The organism is Bacillus sp. YP1, from assembly GCF_000877815.1.
Classification (GTDB): Bacteria; Bacillota; Bacilli; order Bacillales; family Bacillaceae; genus Bacillus; species Bacillus subtilis.
Map to the genome: position 1 here is coordinate 2771301 of NZ_CP010014.1, position 15100 is coordinate 2786400.

General features: G+C 44.7%; 11 protein-coding genes and 13 tRNA genes. 3 read left to right on the forward strand and 21 right to left on the reverse strand.

The features are described from left to right. The first annotated feature begins 1 nt into the window (after position 1). Positions 2-1225, forward strand: coding sequence for a glycosyltransferase family 4 protein (locus QF06_RS13625; protein ID WP_041851137.1), 1224 nt, complete (start codon positions 2-4; stop codon positions 1223-1225). Between the two features lie 73 nt (positions 1226-1298). Here the strand turns inward: QF06_RS13625 and QF06_RS13630 are convergent, their stop codons facing one another. The 3 genes from QF06_RS13630 to cotSA are packed head-to-tail and all read right to left on the reverse strand — an operon-like array spanning position 1299 to position 3938. After that, entirely contained in the window at positions 1299-1733 is a 435-nt protein-coding gene (locus QF06_RS13630; protein WP_043940180.1) for a hypothetical protein, read from the reverse strand. Between the two features lies 1 nt (position 1734). Further along, a complete protein-coding gene (cotS, locus tag QF06_RS13635; protein ID WP_003229031.1) occupies positions 1735-2790 on the reverse strand; it encodes a spore coat putative kinase CotS in 1056 nt (351 codons plus the stop codon). Between the two features lie 14 nt (positions 2791-2804). Beyond that, a complete protein-coding gene (cotSA, locus tag QF06_RS13640; RefSeq protein WP_043940181.1) occupies positions 2805-3938 on the reverse strand; it encodes a spore coat protein CotSA in 1134 nt (377 codons plus the stop codon). A 189-nt stretch (positions 3939-4127) separates the two neighbouring features. Between cotSA and cotI the strand changes: the two genes are divergently transcribed. Both cotI and QF06_RS13650 read left to right on the forward strand, forming a co-directional pair. Further along, positions 4128-5201 carry a spore coat kinase CotI gene (cotI, locus tag QF06_RS13645; protein ID WP_072175886.1) on the forward strand — a complete coding sequence of 358 codons (1074 nt, stop codon included), beginning with the start codon at positions 4128-4130 and terminating at the stop codon, positions 5199-5201. Positions 5202-5293: 92 nt separating this feature from the next. After that, positions 5294-5761, forward strand: coding sequence for a TspO/MBR family protein (locus QF06_RS13650; RefSeq protein ID WP_041851138.1), 468 nt, complete (start codon positions 5294-5296; stop codon positions 5759-5761). A 30-nt stretch (positions 5762-5791) separates the two neighbouring features. Here the strand turns inward: QF06_RS13650 and glgP are convergent, their stop codons facing one another. The 18 genes from glgP to QF06_RS13740 all read right to left on the reverse strand — a co-directional run bounded on the left by glgP (position 5792) and on the right by QF06_RS13740 (position 15097). Next, the gene (glgP, locus tag QF06_RS13655; protein WP_032722378.1) at positions 5792-8188 is read right to left on the reverse strand and encodes a glycogen phosphorylase GlgP; all 2397 of its coding nucleotides are present in this window, start codon (positions 8186-8188) and stop codon (positions 5792-5794) included. Next, positions 8175-9629: a glycogen synthase GlgA gene (glgA, locus tag QF06_RS13660; RefSeq protein ID WP_041851139.1), complete on the reverse strand. Its 1455-nt coding sequence runs from the start codon at positions 9627-9629 to the stop codon at positions 8175-8177. The genes glgP and glgA overlap by 14 nt, the downstream gene beginning before the upstream one ends. Beyond that, positions 9626-10657: a glucose-1-phosphate adenylyltransferase subunit GlgD gene (gene glgD, locus QF06_RS13665; RefSeq protein WP_077671471.1), complete on the reverse strand. Its 1032-nt coding sequence runs from the start codon at positions 10655-10657 to the stop codon at positions 9626-9628. The genes glgA and glgD overlap by 4 nt, the downstream gene beginning before the upstream one ends. A 23-nt stretch (positions 10658-10680) precedes the next feature. After that, the gene (locus tag QF06_RS13670) at positions 10681-11823 is read right to left on the reverse strand and encodes a glucose-1-phosphate adenylyltransferase (protein ID WP_003229018.1); all 1143 of its coding nucleotides are present in this window, start codon (positions 11821-11823) and stop codon (positions 10681-10683) included. After that, positions 11820-13703: a 1,4-alpha-glucan branching enzyme gene (glgB, locus tag QF06_RS13675; protein ID WP_041851140.1), complete on the reverse strand. Its 1884-nt coding sequence runs from the start codon at positions 13701-13703 to the stop codon at positions 11820-11822. The genes QF06_RS13670 and glgB overlap by 4 nt, the downstream gene beginning before the upstream one ends. 231 nt (positions 13704-13934) lie before the next feature. Continuing rightward, positions 13935-14006, reverse strand: a tRNA-Glu gene (locus tag QF06_RS13680). A gap of 25 nt (positions 14007-14031) precedes the next feature. Next, positions 14032-14122: transfer RNA gene (locus tag QF06_RS13685), tRNA-Ser, on the reverse strand. A gap of 3 nt (positions 14123-14125) precedes the next feature. Then, positions 14126-14200: transfer RNA gene (locus tag QF06_RS13690), tRNA-Asn, on the reverse strand. A 10-nt stretch (positions 14201-14210) separates the two neighbouring features. Further along, a tRNA-Ile gene (locus QF06_RS13695) sits at positions 14211-14287 on the reverse strand. A gap of 15 nt (positions 14288-14302) precedes the next feature. Beyond that, positions 14303-14376: transfer RNA gene (locus QF06_RS13700), tRNA-Gly, on the reverse strand. A 10-nt stretch (positions 14377-14386) separates the two neighbouring features. Continuing rightward, positions 14387-14462 (reverse strand) — tRNA-His (locus QF06_RS13705). Between the two features lie 17 nt (positions 14463-14479). Next, positions 14480-14555: transfer RNA gene (locus QF06_RS13710), tRNA-Phe, on the reverse strand. 12 nt (positions 14556-14567) lie between these two features. Beyond that, a tRNA-Asp gene (locus tag QF06_RS13715) sits at positions 14568-14644 on the reverse strand. Positions 14645-14655: 11 nt separating this feature from the next. Then, a tRNA-Met gene (locus tag QF06_RS13720) sits at positions 14656-14732 on the reverse strand. 17 nt (positions 14733-14749) lie between these two features. Next, positions 14750-14842, reverse strand: a tRNA-Ser gene (locus QF06_RS13725). 6 nt (positions 14843-14848) lie between these two features. Then, positions 14849-14925: transfer RNA gene (locus tag QF06_RS13730), tRNA-Ile, on the reverse strand. Between the two features lie 2 nt (positions 14926-14927). After that, a tRNA-Met gene (locus QF06_RS13735) sits at positions 14928-15004 on the reverse strand. A 20-nt stretch (positions 15005-15024) separates the two neighbouring features. Continuing rightward, positions 15025-15097, reverse strand: a tRNA-Ala gene (locus QF06_RS13740). Positions 15098-15100: the final 3 nt, after the last annotated feature.

Sequence of the window (15100 nt, forward strand, 5' to 3'; positions counted from 1 at the left end):
AATGAAGCTTGCCTTTATCTGTACAGAAAAGCTGCCGGCGCCCGCAGTACGCGGCGGCGCTATTCAAATGATGATTGACGGTGTCACGCCCTATTTCAGCAGCAGGTACGACCTGACTATTTTTTCAATAGAAGATCCAGGGCTTCCAAAAAGAGAAACAAAAGACGGCGTACATTATATCCATCTGCCAAAAGAACATTACCGCGAGGCGGTAGCCGAAGAGCTGCGAGCCTCTTCCTTTGACCTCATTCATGTGTTCAACAGGCCTTTAAATGTCTCTTTATATAAAAAAGCCTCACCAAACAGCAAGATCGTTCTGAGCCTGCATAACGAAATGTTTTCTGAAAAAAAAATGACCTTCGCGCAAGGAAAAGAAGTACTCGACAATGTCTCCATAATCACAACTGTGAGCGAATTTATTAAACAAACCGTCATTGAACGTTTCCCTGAAGCCGAGGACATCACAAAAGTTGTGTATTCCGGCGTTGATTTAAACTCTTATCCGCCCGTCTGGACGATGAAAGGCTCGGCTGTCAGAAAAACATACCGGAAAAAATACGGTATTGAAGATAAAAAAGTTATTTTATTCGCCGGCCGTTTAAGCCCGACAAAAGGACCTCACCTTCTCATTCACAGCATGAGACGGATTTTGCAGCAGCACCCTGATGCTGTACTGGTCATAGCAGGCGGGAAGTGGTTCAGCGATGACAGCGAAAACCAATATGTAACCTATCTGCGCACGCTGGCGCTGCCATACAGAGACCACATAATCTTTACAAAATTCATTCCCGCTGACGACATCCCAAACCTTTTTCTGATGGCAGATGTATTTGTGTGCAGCTCTCAGTGGAACGAACCCCTCGCCCGTGTGAATTATGAAGCAATGGCGGCCGGCACGCCCTTAATTACCACAAACCGGGGCGGAAACGGAGAAGTCGTAAAAGACGAAGTCACCGGCCTTGTCATCGACAGATACAACAAACCTTCTTCATTTGCAAAAGCAATTGACAGAGCCTTTACAGATCAAGAATTAATGAGCAAAATGACAAAAAACGCCCGACAGCATGTAGAAGCTTTATTTACCTTTACCCATGCGGCCAAAAGGCTCAATACTGTTTACCAATCCGTTCTCACTCCGAAAAACAAACAATTTCCGCCGCCTTTTCTGACGCAAAATTTTGATTTATCATCTATCAATCAGCTTTTTGTGAAAGCAAAAACATAAAACCTACAGCTCGTGTTGCAAAACGGGCTGTTTTTTTGCTGCAGAGAACATGAAAAAAGGCATAAATATGACTTTATGCCTTGCGCTTTACGGTTTGAGAAAACCATGGAGCTGGTTTAGATTCACTTGGAAGAATGATGATTTCCACTCTAGCTTCCTCCGCTAAGTCTGGTTCTTCATCTTCCTCCTCTTCTTCTACATATGGGGGCGCTGAGCGTTTCGAATCACGCTCCTCCTCAGGCTCCAGAGTGGTTTCGAATTTTGTTTCTTCTTCATCATCGACGATTTTGCGATCTGTTTCCTTTTCCTTCGTTTCTTTTTGATATTCTTTCGGTGCATTGATGTGAGGGAGCTCTCGAATGCTGCCCACATCTAAATGCTTCTCCTCTTCTTCCTTCTCAGCTGAGATTGAGTCATGAGCCTGCCATCCCATCGGTCCAGGCGGTGTAAATACGAATTGGTCGAGATCCAGTTTAGAAATAGAGGCTTTTTGTCTCGATGACCTCATGTCAATTCGCCTCCCGATACGCTTTTATCTTTTTATACAGTTCCGGCAGTTTATCCAAAAACGAATCTTTAGATTCTTCAACAGAAATCATGTTTTGCAGCGCCCAGTTATACTTCTCATCTGACCACGTTTTCTTTTGCTTCAAATAATATTTGTGCCCGATTGCACAGAACAAATGCGGAAACGCGAGATCAATCCAAAGTACCTCGTACTGTTTTTCTGTGAGCGGATACACTGCGTCGTAGGCCGCAAGCAGTGCAACCATGAAATCAGTATCCCATACAGAAAGCTTAACCATCACTTTATTCAGCAGAATACGAAGGTCTCTTGACGGCAAATCGTAGGTAATCGAGTGAAGCTCCTTTAAAAAAGGCTCCCCTTCGATCTCAGTCAAACGTGCCAATGTAAAATCCTGAAAACAGAATCCGCCATGCTCGAGTGTCTCTTTTGTCCAGGTTTCGTATTCTGAGTCATCAAGCGCTCTGAGAGCTTCTTTTCCTCTTGCCAGCATTTTATCAGCATGTTTTAAGAAAGTTTGCGAAAATACGTCATCAGGATAGGATGCTGCGATCTGCATATTCCCTTCAAGTTCCTGCAGCTTCCAACGGTACAATTTGTGCCATTTTCCCAGCCTGCTTCTCTTCTTGCTTTCATCTGTGCAAACATATCCTTTTGAGGCATGATGAAAATGGCCGGCAAATGACATGACTTTTTTCATTTGCTCTGCATCATAGTAAATCATTTCTTTTCCTGTCACTTTGTCATATAAACTGTAAGAAACCTGATCCGTGCCCAAGCAGCTACCGCCATTTTTTGTTTGATGAATCGGCGCTATCGGCAGCCCTTTCTCTTGTAAATGGGCGTGTGCCTGAGTGATAAAAAGCATCCGCTCCGGTTTCATTTGCGCTTCTTTTAGCAGCTTTGGGCCATGATCAGTTTCGACTTCCCAGATTTTGCGCCCGCTTTTGTTCGATTTCAGCGCCACATGGTCGATATGAAACGGATAATAACTGAGAATTTCGGACACAATCTGTTCTTCATGCTCTTTTTGGTACACTCTGTTCACCCCTTCTATCTGTTCTTTTCATAGACGCTGAGCAGATTTTCAGCCACCCTCTGCCAGCCAAAATTGCTTTCTGCCTCACGGCGGCTGTATTTCCCAAGCCGTTCCCGCTTTTCCGAGCTGCTCAGCAAATCATTGATACGTTCGGCATATTGTTTAGGATTTTCAAAGTCATGAATGATGTAGCCGTTTTTCCCTTCCTCTATGACCTCTGGATTGCCTCCCCGATTGCTTGTAATAATAGGAAGTCCCGCAGCCATCGCTTCATAATGCACCCTTGCTAAAGGCTCCTGCCATTGCGAAGAGCATACAAATACATCTGACATGGTATAAAGGCGCGGAATGTCCTTTGGCTTCACAAATTGAATAAATGTGACATGATCCTTTTGCATCGCACCAAGGGTATGAAGATGTTTGACATAGTTATTTAATTCATTATCTCCGAACCATTTTGACCCGATAAACACCATCATGACATCGGGGTGCTCCTCAATGATGTCCGGCAAAGCCTGCAATAATATGTGCGGGCCTTTGACTTTGCTAAGCCGGCCGACAAACAAGACGATTTTTTTGCCGTGAAGCCCCAGCTCGCTTCGCATCTCTTCGCGAGCTCGCTGCCCTTCATTCGTCCAGTGAGGGTGGTACGTTTTTAAATCCACACCGGAATACACCGTTTTTGTTTTTGATCGTGCTGACGGAAAACGGCTTGTGATCGTCTGTCCGATATAATCGCTGACCGTAACAATCTGCGCTACGGAGTCGATGCAAATCTCGCCTTCCGCCTGGCTGATTTTATCGTAAGCGAACATTTCATTGTGAACGCTTAAAATAAAAACAGCATCCGGCGCCTGTTTCTTCAATTTCGGAACCCAGCTTGGGCGATTACAAACATGCACAAGATCAAAACGGCTCTTTTTCAGCTCTGCTCCAACGGCTTCTTCATAACGGTCTTCATCCAAATGCACATAATGGACACCGTCTACCTTCTCTCTATCAGCGAGATTCGGATCTTTAATAGAAAACACAGTCACCTCATGTTTTTTTGCAATTAAAGGGGCAACCGCTTCGAGGTAGATTTGAATGGCGCCTCCTCGAACCGATGGGACAGGAAGCTTCTCTGTGGCGATCAGTGCTATTTTCATACATAGCCTCCATTCCTGCATGATTTTTAACTAGTTAGAATCATGATACGGCTGAACAAGCAACTTGTGCGGAATGGGACTGCCCTAAAAACAAAACGGGTAAACAACCAGATTCATCTATTAAATATAGTCAAATAACTCAATCATTTTTTCCTTTTGATTCATAAGGTAGGAGTAAAACAGGTAAGGATGTGTCCTTTAATGGCAGAAAACCATGAAGTCATTGAGGAGGGGAATTCATCAGAGCTTCCTTTATCAGCAGAAGATGCAAAAAAATTAACGGAGCTGGCTGAAAATGTGCTTCAAGGATGGGATGTGCAGGCTGAAAAAATAGACGTCATTCAGGGAAACCAGATGGCGCTTGTCTGGAAGGTCCACACAGACTCCGGCGCGGTTTGTCTAAAACGAATACACAGGCCAGAAAAGAAAGCGTTGTTTTCCATTTTCGCGCAGGACTATTTAGCAAAAAAAGGCATGAATGTTCCTGGCATACTCCCAAACAAAAAAGGTAGCCTATATTCTAAGCACGGCTCATTTCTATTTGTCGTATATGACTGGATCGAAGGAAGACCGTTTGAGCTGACTGTAAAGCAGGACTTGGAGTTTATCATGAAAGGCCTTGCTGATTTTCATACAGCTTCCGTCGGATATCAGCCGCCAAATGGCGTTCCCATATTTACCAAATTAGGTCGCTGGCCGAATCACTACACGAAACGATGCAAACAGATGGAAACGTGGAAGCTGATGGCGGAGGCGGAAAAAGAAGATCCTTTCTCACAGCTTTATCTTCAGGAGATAGATGGCTTTATTGAAGACGGGCTGCGCATCAAAGACCGGCTTTTGCAATCGACCTATGTTCCATGGACTGAACAGCTGAAAAAAAGCCCTAACCTTTGCCACCAGGATTACGGAACCGGGAATACACTCTTAGGAGAAAATGAACAGATTTGGGTCATCGACTTAGATACCGTATCATTTGATCTGCCTATTCGCGATTTGCGCAAAATGATTATTCCGCTTTTGGATACGACGGGTGTTTGGGATGACGAGACATTTCATGTCATGCTGAACGCATACGAATCCAGAGCCCCATTAACTGAAGAACAAAAACAAGTCATGTTTATAGATATGCTGTTTCCTTATGAGCTTTACGATGTCATTCGCGAAAAATACGTCCGCAAGTCTGCTTTACCGAAGGAAGAATTAGAATCAGCTTTTGAATATGAACGCATTAAATCAAACGCATTGCAGCAGCTGATTTAACCCCATCATTTCCCCCGCATATCGGGGGTTTGATCTTTATAAGCTAAAGGGTAAGTGTAAATGTAAAATAAATACATACGGAGGGTACAAACATGAAAAAGATTTTCGGCGCCATAGCGGTTTTTGTGATTACATATGCGCTGTTTTCAGCCGCGGGCTACCTGTTTCCTGTGGACCAAGAATGGTACAATTCATTGAAAAAACCGGACTGGACGCCAAGCGGAACTGCGATCGGCATCATTTGGGCCATCCTGTTTGCCCTGATTTCCCTTTCAGCAGCCATTGTATATGCTGCGTTTTCATTTAAAGGTGCGAAAAGCTTTTGGTTTACACTTTTGATAAATTACGTGCTCAATCAAGCCTTCAGCTATTTCCAGTTTACGCAAAAAAATCTGCTGGCTGCATCGCTTGACTGCCTGCTTGTCGCCATCACAGCAATCGTATTACTGATCATTGCCAAAAAATACAGCAGAACCGCAAGCTATCTTCTTTTGCCTTATTTTTTATGGAGTGCATTTGCGACGTTCTTATCCTTTACAATCAATTCAATGAATCTGTGAACAAAAAAAGCCGCTTATACAGCGGCTTTTTCACATCATCGGCTTGATGCCCCAAATGTCCTTCGCATATTCCCGGATCGTGCGGTCGCTGGAGAAATATCCTGAATGAGCAATGTTTACAATCGAACGCTCAGACCATTTCCTTCGCTCTCGATAATCAGCTTGAATTCGCTCCTGCGCATCTGCATATGAGCTGAAATCCTTCAGCACAAAATACTCATCATTATGCGGAAGCAGCGAGTCAAAGATCGATTCAAATTCATCTGCTTCTCCTTCAAAAAAACCATTGATCAGCTGATCCGCTACCTGCCTGATTCTTCTGTCATGCTGATAATATTCCCTCGATCTATAGCCGCCGTTTTCCTGATACGATAGAACCTCATCCGCCTTTAAGCCGAACGTGTAAATACAGTCAGGGCCCACCCGCTCAAGGATCTCGATATTTGCGCCGTCATGCGTGCCGATCGTCAAAGCCCCGTTCATCATAAACTTCATATTCCCTGTACCAGACGCTTCCTTGCTTGCGGTTGAAATTTGCTCACTTACGTCTGATGCCGGAAAAATTCGCTCAGCCATAGAAACTCTATAATTTTCTAAAAAAACAACTTTGATCAGCTGTTTGACCGCCGGATCATAATTGACTTTTTCTGCGACAGAATGGATCAGCTTAATGATTTTCTTGGCATAATAATAGCTTGGTGAAGCCTTTGCCCCGAAAATAAAGGTTTGCGGGTAGATTGAAAACCCCGAATCCTCCTTGAGGCGGTTATACAAATACATAATGTGAAGAACATTCAGCAGCTGCCGTTTATATGCATGAAGCCGTTTCACCTGTACGTCGAATATGCTCTCAGGGTTCACAACCACCCCGGCCGTGCAAAAAATCAAATCGGCAAGCTCTTGTTTTTTCTTGCTTTTGTTGTTTTGAAACTGTTCAATAAATGCAGGATCAGTGGCGTACGGTTCTAAACGGATCAGTGATTCCGGCTGTTTGACCCATTCATCGCCGATCGCCTCTGTAATGATGGCAGACAAGCCTGGATTCGCTTTTAACAGCCAGCGCCTGTGGGCAATTCCATTCGTCTTATTGTTAAAACGATTCGGAAACAGCAAGTGAAAGTCGCGCATCTCCCTTTCCTTTAATATATCGGAATGTATTTTTGCAACGCCATTTACACTGTAGCTGCCTACTATGGCCAGATGAGCCATTTTGACAACACCATGCGCTGTAATCGCCATGTTCTCTATCCTTTTCCAGTCTCCCGGATACTTTTCCCAAACTGCGCGGCAAAACCTCTCATTGATCTCTTCAATAATCATGTACATTCGCGGGAGCAGCGGCTTAAACAAATGAATCGGCCATTTCTCGAGCGCTTCTGACAATGTTGTATGATTTGTATAAGAAATCGTATGTACAGTGATATGCCAAGCTTCTTCCCAGCCCATGTTCTCTTCATCGAGCAAAATCCGCATCAGCTCAGGCACCGCAAGCGCAGGGTGAGTGTCATTAATATGAATGCTCACTTTTTTATGCAGGCCGGATAAAGATTTATGTGTTTTACGGTAATTGTTCACAATGCTTTTTAAGCTTGCGCATACTAAAAAATACTGCTGCTTCAGCCGTAAAATTTTCCCCTCATCATGGGTGTCATCGGGATATAAGAATTCAGAAACCGCTTCTGTTTCTCGCTTATAAGACAAAATATTACCGCCGTGATAATGCGCATAGGGCTCGGCGTTCCAAAGCCTTAACGTGTTGACAGTGCCCGTTTCATAGCCGATGATCGGTATATCATAAGGAACAGCGGTAACAATTGTCGCTTGTTCGTGGCGAAAATGCAGGCGCCCGCTTTTTTCTGTCATATGGACTTCGCCCCAAAACGGCACGTCCACTGCTTGATCCGCATTCCTTACTTCCCATACGTTCCCGTTTTTCAGCCATTGCTCAGGCAGCTCCACCTGATGCCCGTCTACAATTTTTTGCTCAAACAAACCATGCTTATAACGTATGCCCATGCCGTGCCCAGGCAGGTTCAACGAAGCAAGCGAATCTAAAAAGCAAGCGGCCAAGCGGCCAAGTCCGCCATTGCCGAGACCTGCATCGTTCTCTATCTGAAGGATCTCCTCTAAATTGATGCCGATTTCCTTTAAACCAGCTTCTACAACATCACGAACACCAAGATTCATTAAGTTTTGCTCAAGGAGCTGACCGAGCAGAAATTCGATTGATAAATAATATGTCTGCTTCCCGGAATTTGATCTGCTTTTTTCATTCGTTTCGATCCAATCAGCGCTGATATACTCTCTGACCATATTGCCCAACGTTTTATATTGATCCAGCTTGGCAGAATCTTTAAAGCTTTTTCCGCACGTCATTTCCAGACGCTTTAAAAATAAGTCTGCAAAGCGTTCTTTACTCGAGAACATCCCGTCCACTCCTTGTCACCTGCTCGAAAATACGCTGATACTCTTTAGCCGACTTCCCCCAGCTGTAATCTGCATTCATAGCGGTCTTCACGATGCTCTTCCATACATCCTGTTGGCGATAAAACGACAGCGCCCTTTCTATCGTAAATTTCAGATCATGCGCATTAAAGGCGGAAAACGTAAAGCCATTGCCCGTTCCCTCTTCCTCCTGATAGGCACGGACAGTGTCGTAAAGACCGCCCGTTTCCCTGACAATCGGAATGGCGCCATATTGAAGAGCAATGAGCTGCCCCAAACCGCACGGCTCAAATTTCGACGGCATCAAAAACATATCAGAGCCCGCATAAATTTGATGGGCTAGCGGCTCATCAAACCCGATATAAGCCCGGCACTTCTCATAAAAAGCAAATTCTGCATACCGGAAATAATCTTCAAATTCACGTTCTCCTGTGCCCAGCACAACCAGCTGTATGTCTTGCTCCTCAAGAAGTTCGTGCATAATTCTGCGGACAAGATCAAGCCCCTTTTGTTTAGTGAGCCTTGTCACCATACTGATCAGCGGAATATCGTTTTTCTCTGGAAGCCCCATCCGCTGCTGAAGCTTCGTTTTGTTTTCCAGCTTGCATGCAAGATCCCCTGAATCGTATTGCGCCTCTATATAAGGGTCGCTTTTCGGCTGATAGAACGTATCATCAATGCCATTTAATATGCCGGTTACATCATCTTCCCTATATTGCAAAACCTGTTCCAACTGCTCACCATAATACGGCGTCATGATTTCATTTCTGTAAGTGGGGCTCACAGTTGTCACATGATCAGCCGCAATGATGCCCGCCTTCATAAAATTAACAAATCCGTTGCATTCTAACCTTTCATAATGAAAATGATCCATCTCAAGACCCAGCAAGTCATGTGTGACATCAGGAGGGAATATGCCTTGAAACTGCAGGTTGTGGATCGTGAGCACGCTTTTCATACGTTCATAAAAAGGATGTTTTCTGTACTCCTCTTTCAGCAAATAATTGACCATCGCTGTATGCCAATCGTGAGTATGAACAATATCGGCTGGAACATTCACAACTTTGGCAGCCTCCAGCACAGCTCTTGAAAAAAAGGCAAACCGCTCACCGTCATCATAATGCCCGTACAACGAATCCCTGTTGAAATAGTACTCATTGTCGATGAAGTAATAATTCACATCATCTTCGTCCATATGTTCAATTCCGCAATATTGCTGCCGCCAGCCGACAGCTACGGTGCACTCAGCCTTTTTCTTCATACGCTTTTTCCACGGCTCAGGTATTTGGCTGTACTTCGGCAGCATCACATATACTTCATTGCCTAATCGCGCAAGCGCCTTCGGAAGAGCGCCTGCTACATCGGCAAGACCTCCTGATTTAACAAATGGGGTGCATTCAGACACAGCAAATAATATCTTCAAGAATTCATCAGCTCTCCTTGCACCAAACCTTTTCTTAATACAAGCGGCTGGTCAGCTGTTCCAGCAGCTTCCGTCGCCTTGCCGATTTTAACGTCCTTATCAGAAATGACCTGCTCAAGAAGGCAATCCTCGCCAATCTGCGTTTTTTGCATAATAATGCAGTTTTTCAGCTTCGTTCCCTTTCCGACATGGACCGCCCTGAACAAAATGCAGTTTTCAACCTCTCCTTCAAGCACACAGCCGTTTGCCACCAAAGAATTTTTGACAGTGCTGTGTTTTCCGTATTTCGTCGGCGGTTCATCCTTCACTTTTGTGTAGATAGGCTGCTGCGGCAAAAACACCTGCTGCCAAAAACGGGGCTGAATGAGTTCCATACTGTGGGTATAATATTTTTCCACCGAATCAATAACTGCGGCATAACCTGAATATTCATAAGGGCAAATGGTCAAGGCGGAAGATTCCTTTTCAACAGCCTCCTGAATGGTTTTATAGCCTTTTTCGCTATGTCCGTGGATCAGATCCTTTAAAAGCGTTGTTGACATGATATAGATTTGCAGCGACTGGCCGTCCTGAAATACCTCGGTGACGTCGCAGCCAACCTCCTGGTGGCGTTTCAGCACATATTGAAATTGAATGTTGCATACGGTATGGCTGTTGGAGATAACAGCATATTGCTGAGTGCTTCTGTGGAAGTAATCTAGATGGTCCGAAAACTGGCGAAAGGAACCGAATTCATCGTATTCGTGATGAAGATGGGGAGACGGGAAAAAAAAGAGGCCGTCCTTTTTCCGGTGCAAATCCCATTCCTTACCCGCCCCAAGGTGATCCATGAGCGAACGGTAACGATACTTCGGAAAAATTGCAACACTCCTAATATCCGCATTCACCATGTTGGAAAGCATAAAATCAATCAGTCGGTACCTGCCGGCAAAAGGGATCGCCCCGAGCGACCGCTGTGCTGTTAAATCCTGAAGAGAATGCTTATATGTGGTTTCATCTATAACACCTAACATTTGATTATTGAACACTGACTCTGCCCCCTCTTCAGTAATTAAATCAATTCTTTTTCTACAAATTCCTCTGAAACGAGCAGCACCTCTTCAATGTCTTTTTCGGAGCGAATCACTGCGCCATCCGGCAGCACCATCCCATTAGGAACAATGGCATTTTCAATGACTACATGCTCCCCAATCGTCACATCCGGCATTATGACGGATGATGTAACAGTCGTATGCTTACCGACAGTCACACCTTGAAAAAGAACGGAGTGAGACACATTTCCATATACAACACAACCTTCGTTCACAAGCGAATCTTGAACCTGCGCATCAGATGAAATAAATTGCGGAGGCTGATTTGGATTGACGGAGTAAATTTTCCATTTGCGTTCAAACAGCTTCAGCTCCGAGTCCTCTTTTAACAAATCCATATTGGCTTCCCACAAGCTCTGCACCGTTCCGACATCCTTCCAATATCCCTTGAACGGATAAGCAGAAAGCTTCTTTTTCTCCTCCAAAAGCAGAGGAATAATGTCTTTGCCGAAGTCGTGGCTAGAATAAGGGTTTTGATCGTCCATCTCAAGATACTGTTTCAAAAGCGGCCAATTGAATATATAAATTCCCATTGAGGCAAGATTGCTCTTAGGGAATTTGGGCTTTTCATCAAAATGTGTGATCGTCCCATCTGGATTGGCCTTCATGATGCCGAATCGGCTTGCTTCCTCCCAGCCCACTTCGATGACAGAGATGGTCACATCTGCTTTCTTTTCAATGTGATAATCAAGCATTTTGCCGTAGTCCATTTTGTATATGTGATCTCCTGATAAAATCAGTACATACTCAGGATCATACTGATTCAAATAATTGAGATTTTCATAAATGGCGCTTGCCGTCCCTTTATACCATTTGACTTCTGATGACTCGGCATAAGGGGGTAAAACCGTCACGCCGCCATTATATCTATCCAGGTCCCATGCACTGCCGATCCCAATATAGGAATTCAGCTCAAGCGGCTGATATTGCGTTAAAATCCCGACTGTGTCTATGCCTGAATTAGAACAGTTGCTTAGGGTAAAATCAATAATCCTGTATTTTCCCCCGAAAGATACAGCCGGTTTGGCCATATTTTTTGTTAATCCGCTGAGACGGCTGCCCTTCCCGCCGGCAAGGAGCATGGCTACACATTGTTTTTTCATCTTTTTATCTCTCCTCTTTTTTTAACCGCCCGTAAAATCGAGATGCCGTAAGGGGGGATGGTCATCGTGATATAACACGGTTTATGATGAAGTGCTCCCTTTTTGGCCGATAACGGCTTTTTGTTGATTTGCCCTGAGCCTCCATATGTTTCACTGTCACTGTTAAGCACTTCAATGTATTGAGTAAAAAAAGGAACTCCAACATCATATTGATGATAGACCACGGGTGTAAAATTACAAATGATGACAAGCGCCTCACCGTGCTTTTTGCCATAACGAATAAAAGAAAAGATTGATTGTTCGTCATTATGGACATCAATCCATTCAAACGATTGTGCACGATGGTCATGCTCATAAAGGATTTTGCTTTTTTGGTAAAAGCGGAGAAGATCTTGCGTAAAAACGCTGGCTTTCTGATGCATGGGGAAGGAGTCCAAAAACCAATCAAGCTGTTCTGTATCTTTCCATTCATCAAATTGGGCAAACTCTGATCCCATAAAGATCAATTTCTTTCCGGGATGCACTGTCATATAGCCCAGCAAAAGCCGATACTGGGCAAATTTCTGCCAGTAGTCGCCAGGCATTTTATTAAGAAGTGATTTTTTTCCGTATACGACTTCATCATGAGAAAACGGCAATACAAAATGTTCACTAAACGCATATAGTAATGAAAAAGAGATAAGCTGATGACAATGCCGCCTTTCTTCGGGCGGCGTCTCCATGTATTTCAGTACGTCATTCATCCATCCCATATTCCATTTATAATGAAAACCAAGCCCCCCTTCCTCAACGGCACCTGTCACTTGAGGCCATTCTGTAGAATCTTCCGCAATCATTATCACATGTGGATATGCCTCTCTCATGGTTTGATTGAGTTTTTTTAAAAAATCAACAGCATATGGATTCGTGTGGCGTTCATCCTGATTTGGCCAATACAGGATATTAGCCACTGCATCAACCCTAAATCCATCTATATGATAGAATTCCGCCCAGTACAACGCATTCGAAATTAAAAAACTATGAACTTCCGGTTTTCCCAGGTCAAAGTTTGCCGTGCCCCATAACCAGTTCTCCCGATCACGTTCTTCTTTGTATTCATAAAGCGGTTCTCCATCAAACATATAAAGGCCATGTGCATCTTTACAAAAATGTCCGGGGACCCAATCCAAAATGACTCCGATATTTTGTTGATGACATTCATCAACAAACTTCATCAGATCATGCGGCGTGCCAAACCTGCTTGTCGGGCTGTAATACCCCGTTCCTTGGTACCCCCATGAACGATCATATGGATGCTCATACACCGGAAGCAGTTCAATATGGGTAAACCCATGCTCCTTGATATAAGGGATAAGCGTCTGACTTAATTCTTTATAGGAATAATGCCTGCCATCAGAATGCTTCTTCCAAGACCCAAGATGCAGTTCATAAATGAAAACAGGTTTTTCATACAGCGTCTTAGCCTTCTGTTTCTTTTGCCATTTTTGATCTTGCCAGCTGTACCCTTCCAAATCGTAAGTAAGTGACGCTGTGTTTGGTCTGACTTCTGAATAAATAGCGTATGGATCTGCCTTCAGCCTGATCTCACCGTTATTCGTCACGATTTCATATTTATATCGTTCCTTTTCTCCTATACTTGGAATAAATAACGTCCAAATGCCATTATCATTCACTCTGTGCATCACATGCTCTTCTCCAGACCAGCTGTTAAAATCTCCAGCCACTCGTACTTCCGACGCATGAGGCGCCCACACACAGAATTCATATCCGCTTTTGCCATTCAGCTCGCGGTAATGCGAGCCAAACAGCTGATAGCTTTTAAACAGACTGCCTTCGTGAAAAAGATAAACATCATGTGCTGTCGGACTGGCAGCGGCCATGTAATCATCCTTTCTGACATCATAGTTTTCATTTATAGTATTTATTCGAAGAAATAAAAAAAAGCCCTTTCCTGAAAGCGCTTATACTTATAGACAATTAACTTCATTTTCTGAAGAAAAACGAAATATATGGAGATTTTTGTAGTCTGTTTTTAAAATAAAGAACAAAATCTAAGACATATCATGATTTAGAAAACAAAAAAACCTTGCAGGATATGCAAGGCTTCTGGATGACCCGTACGGGATTCGAACCCGTGTTACCGCCGTGAAAGGGCGGTGTCTTAACCGCTTGACCAACGGGCCGATAATTATGATATCTGTAATCATATGGCGGAGAAGGAGGGATTTGAACCCTCGCGCCGCTTACACGACCTACACCCTTAGCAGGGGCGCCTCTTCAGCCACTTGAGTACTTCTCCATTTGGCTCCACAGGCAGGATTCGAACCTGCGACCGATCGGTTAACAGCCGATAGCTCTACCACTGAGCTACTGTGGAACAAAAGTCATGGTGGGCCTGAATGGACTCGAACCATCGACCTCACGCTTATCAGGCGTGCGCTCTAACCAGCTGAGCTACAGGCCCATGACGATATAGAAATGGAGCGGGTGATGGGAATCGAACCCACGACATCAGCTTGGAAGGCTGAGGTTTTACCACTAAACTACACCCGCAATTTTTATTTGGGGCGATTGATGGGAATCGAACCCACGAATGCCAGAGCCACAATCTGGTGCGTTAACCACTTCGCCACAACCGCCAAAATATATTGATAAATGGTGGCTCGGGACGGAATCGAACCGCCGACACACGGATTTTCAGTCCGTTGCTCTACCAACTGAGCTACCGAGCCTAAGTATTTAAATGGCGGTCCGGACGGGACTCGAACCCGCGACCTCCTGCGTGACAGGCAGGCATTCTAACCAACTGAACTACCGGACCATTTTAAAATTTGGTTGCGGGGGCAGGATTTGAACCTGCGACCTTCGGGTTATGAGCCCGACGAGCTACCGAACTGCTCCACCCCGCGATGATTAGGAATATGTATGGCGGAGGAAGAGGGATTCGAACCCCCGCGGGCTTTGACACCCCTGTCGGTTTTCAAGACCGATCCCTTCAGCCAGACTTGGGTATTCCTCCGTATAGTGGTGGACCTTGTAGGACTCGAACCTACGACCGGACGGTTATGAGCCGTCTGCTCTAACCAACTGAGCTAAAGGTCCATTGGTAGCGGCGGAGGGGATCGAACCCCCGACCTCACGGGTATGAACCGTACGCTCTAGCCAGCTGAGCTACACCGCCAAATATTTTTTGAAACCAAGTGGAGCCTAGCGGGATCGAACCGCTGACCTCCTGCGTGCAAAGCAGGCGCTCTCCCAGCTGAGCTAAGGCCCCAAG

Bases quoted from the DNA above. Each gene is read 5' to 3' on its own strand.
- QF06_RS13650 (WP_041851138.1), top strand. From the start codon at position 5,294: ATGAAAAAGATTTTCGGCGCCATAGCGGTTTTTGTGATTACATATGCG.
- QF06_RS13625 (WP_041851137.1), top strand. From the start codon at position 2: ATGAAGCTTGCCTTTATCTGTACAGAAAAGCTGCCGGCGCCCGCAGTA.
- cotSA (WP_043940181.1), bottom strand. From the start codon at position 3,938: ATGAAAATAGCACTGATCGCCACAGAGAAGCTTCCTGTCCCATCGGTT.
- QF06_RS13630 (WP_043940180.1), bottom strand. From the start codon at position 1,733: ATGAGGTCATCGAGACAAAAAGCCTCTATTTCTAAACTGGATCTCGAC.
- cotI (WP_072175886.1), top strand. From the start codon at position 4,128: ATGTGTCCTTTAATGGCAGAAAACCATGAAGTCATTGAGGAGGGGAAT.
- glgB (WP_041851140.1), bottom strand. From the start codon at position 13,703: ATGGCCGCTGCCAGTCCGACAGCACATGATGTTTATCTTTTTCACGAA.
- glgP (WP_032722378.1), bottom strand. From the start codon at position 8,188: ATGTTCTCGAGTAAAGAACGCTTTGCAGACTTATTTTTAAAGCGTCTG.
- QF06_RS13670 (WP_003229018.1), bottom strand. From the start codon at position 11,823: ATGAAAAAACAATGTGTAGCCATGCTCCTTGCCGGCGGGAAGGGCAGC.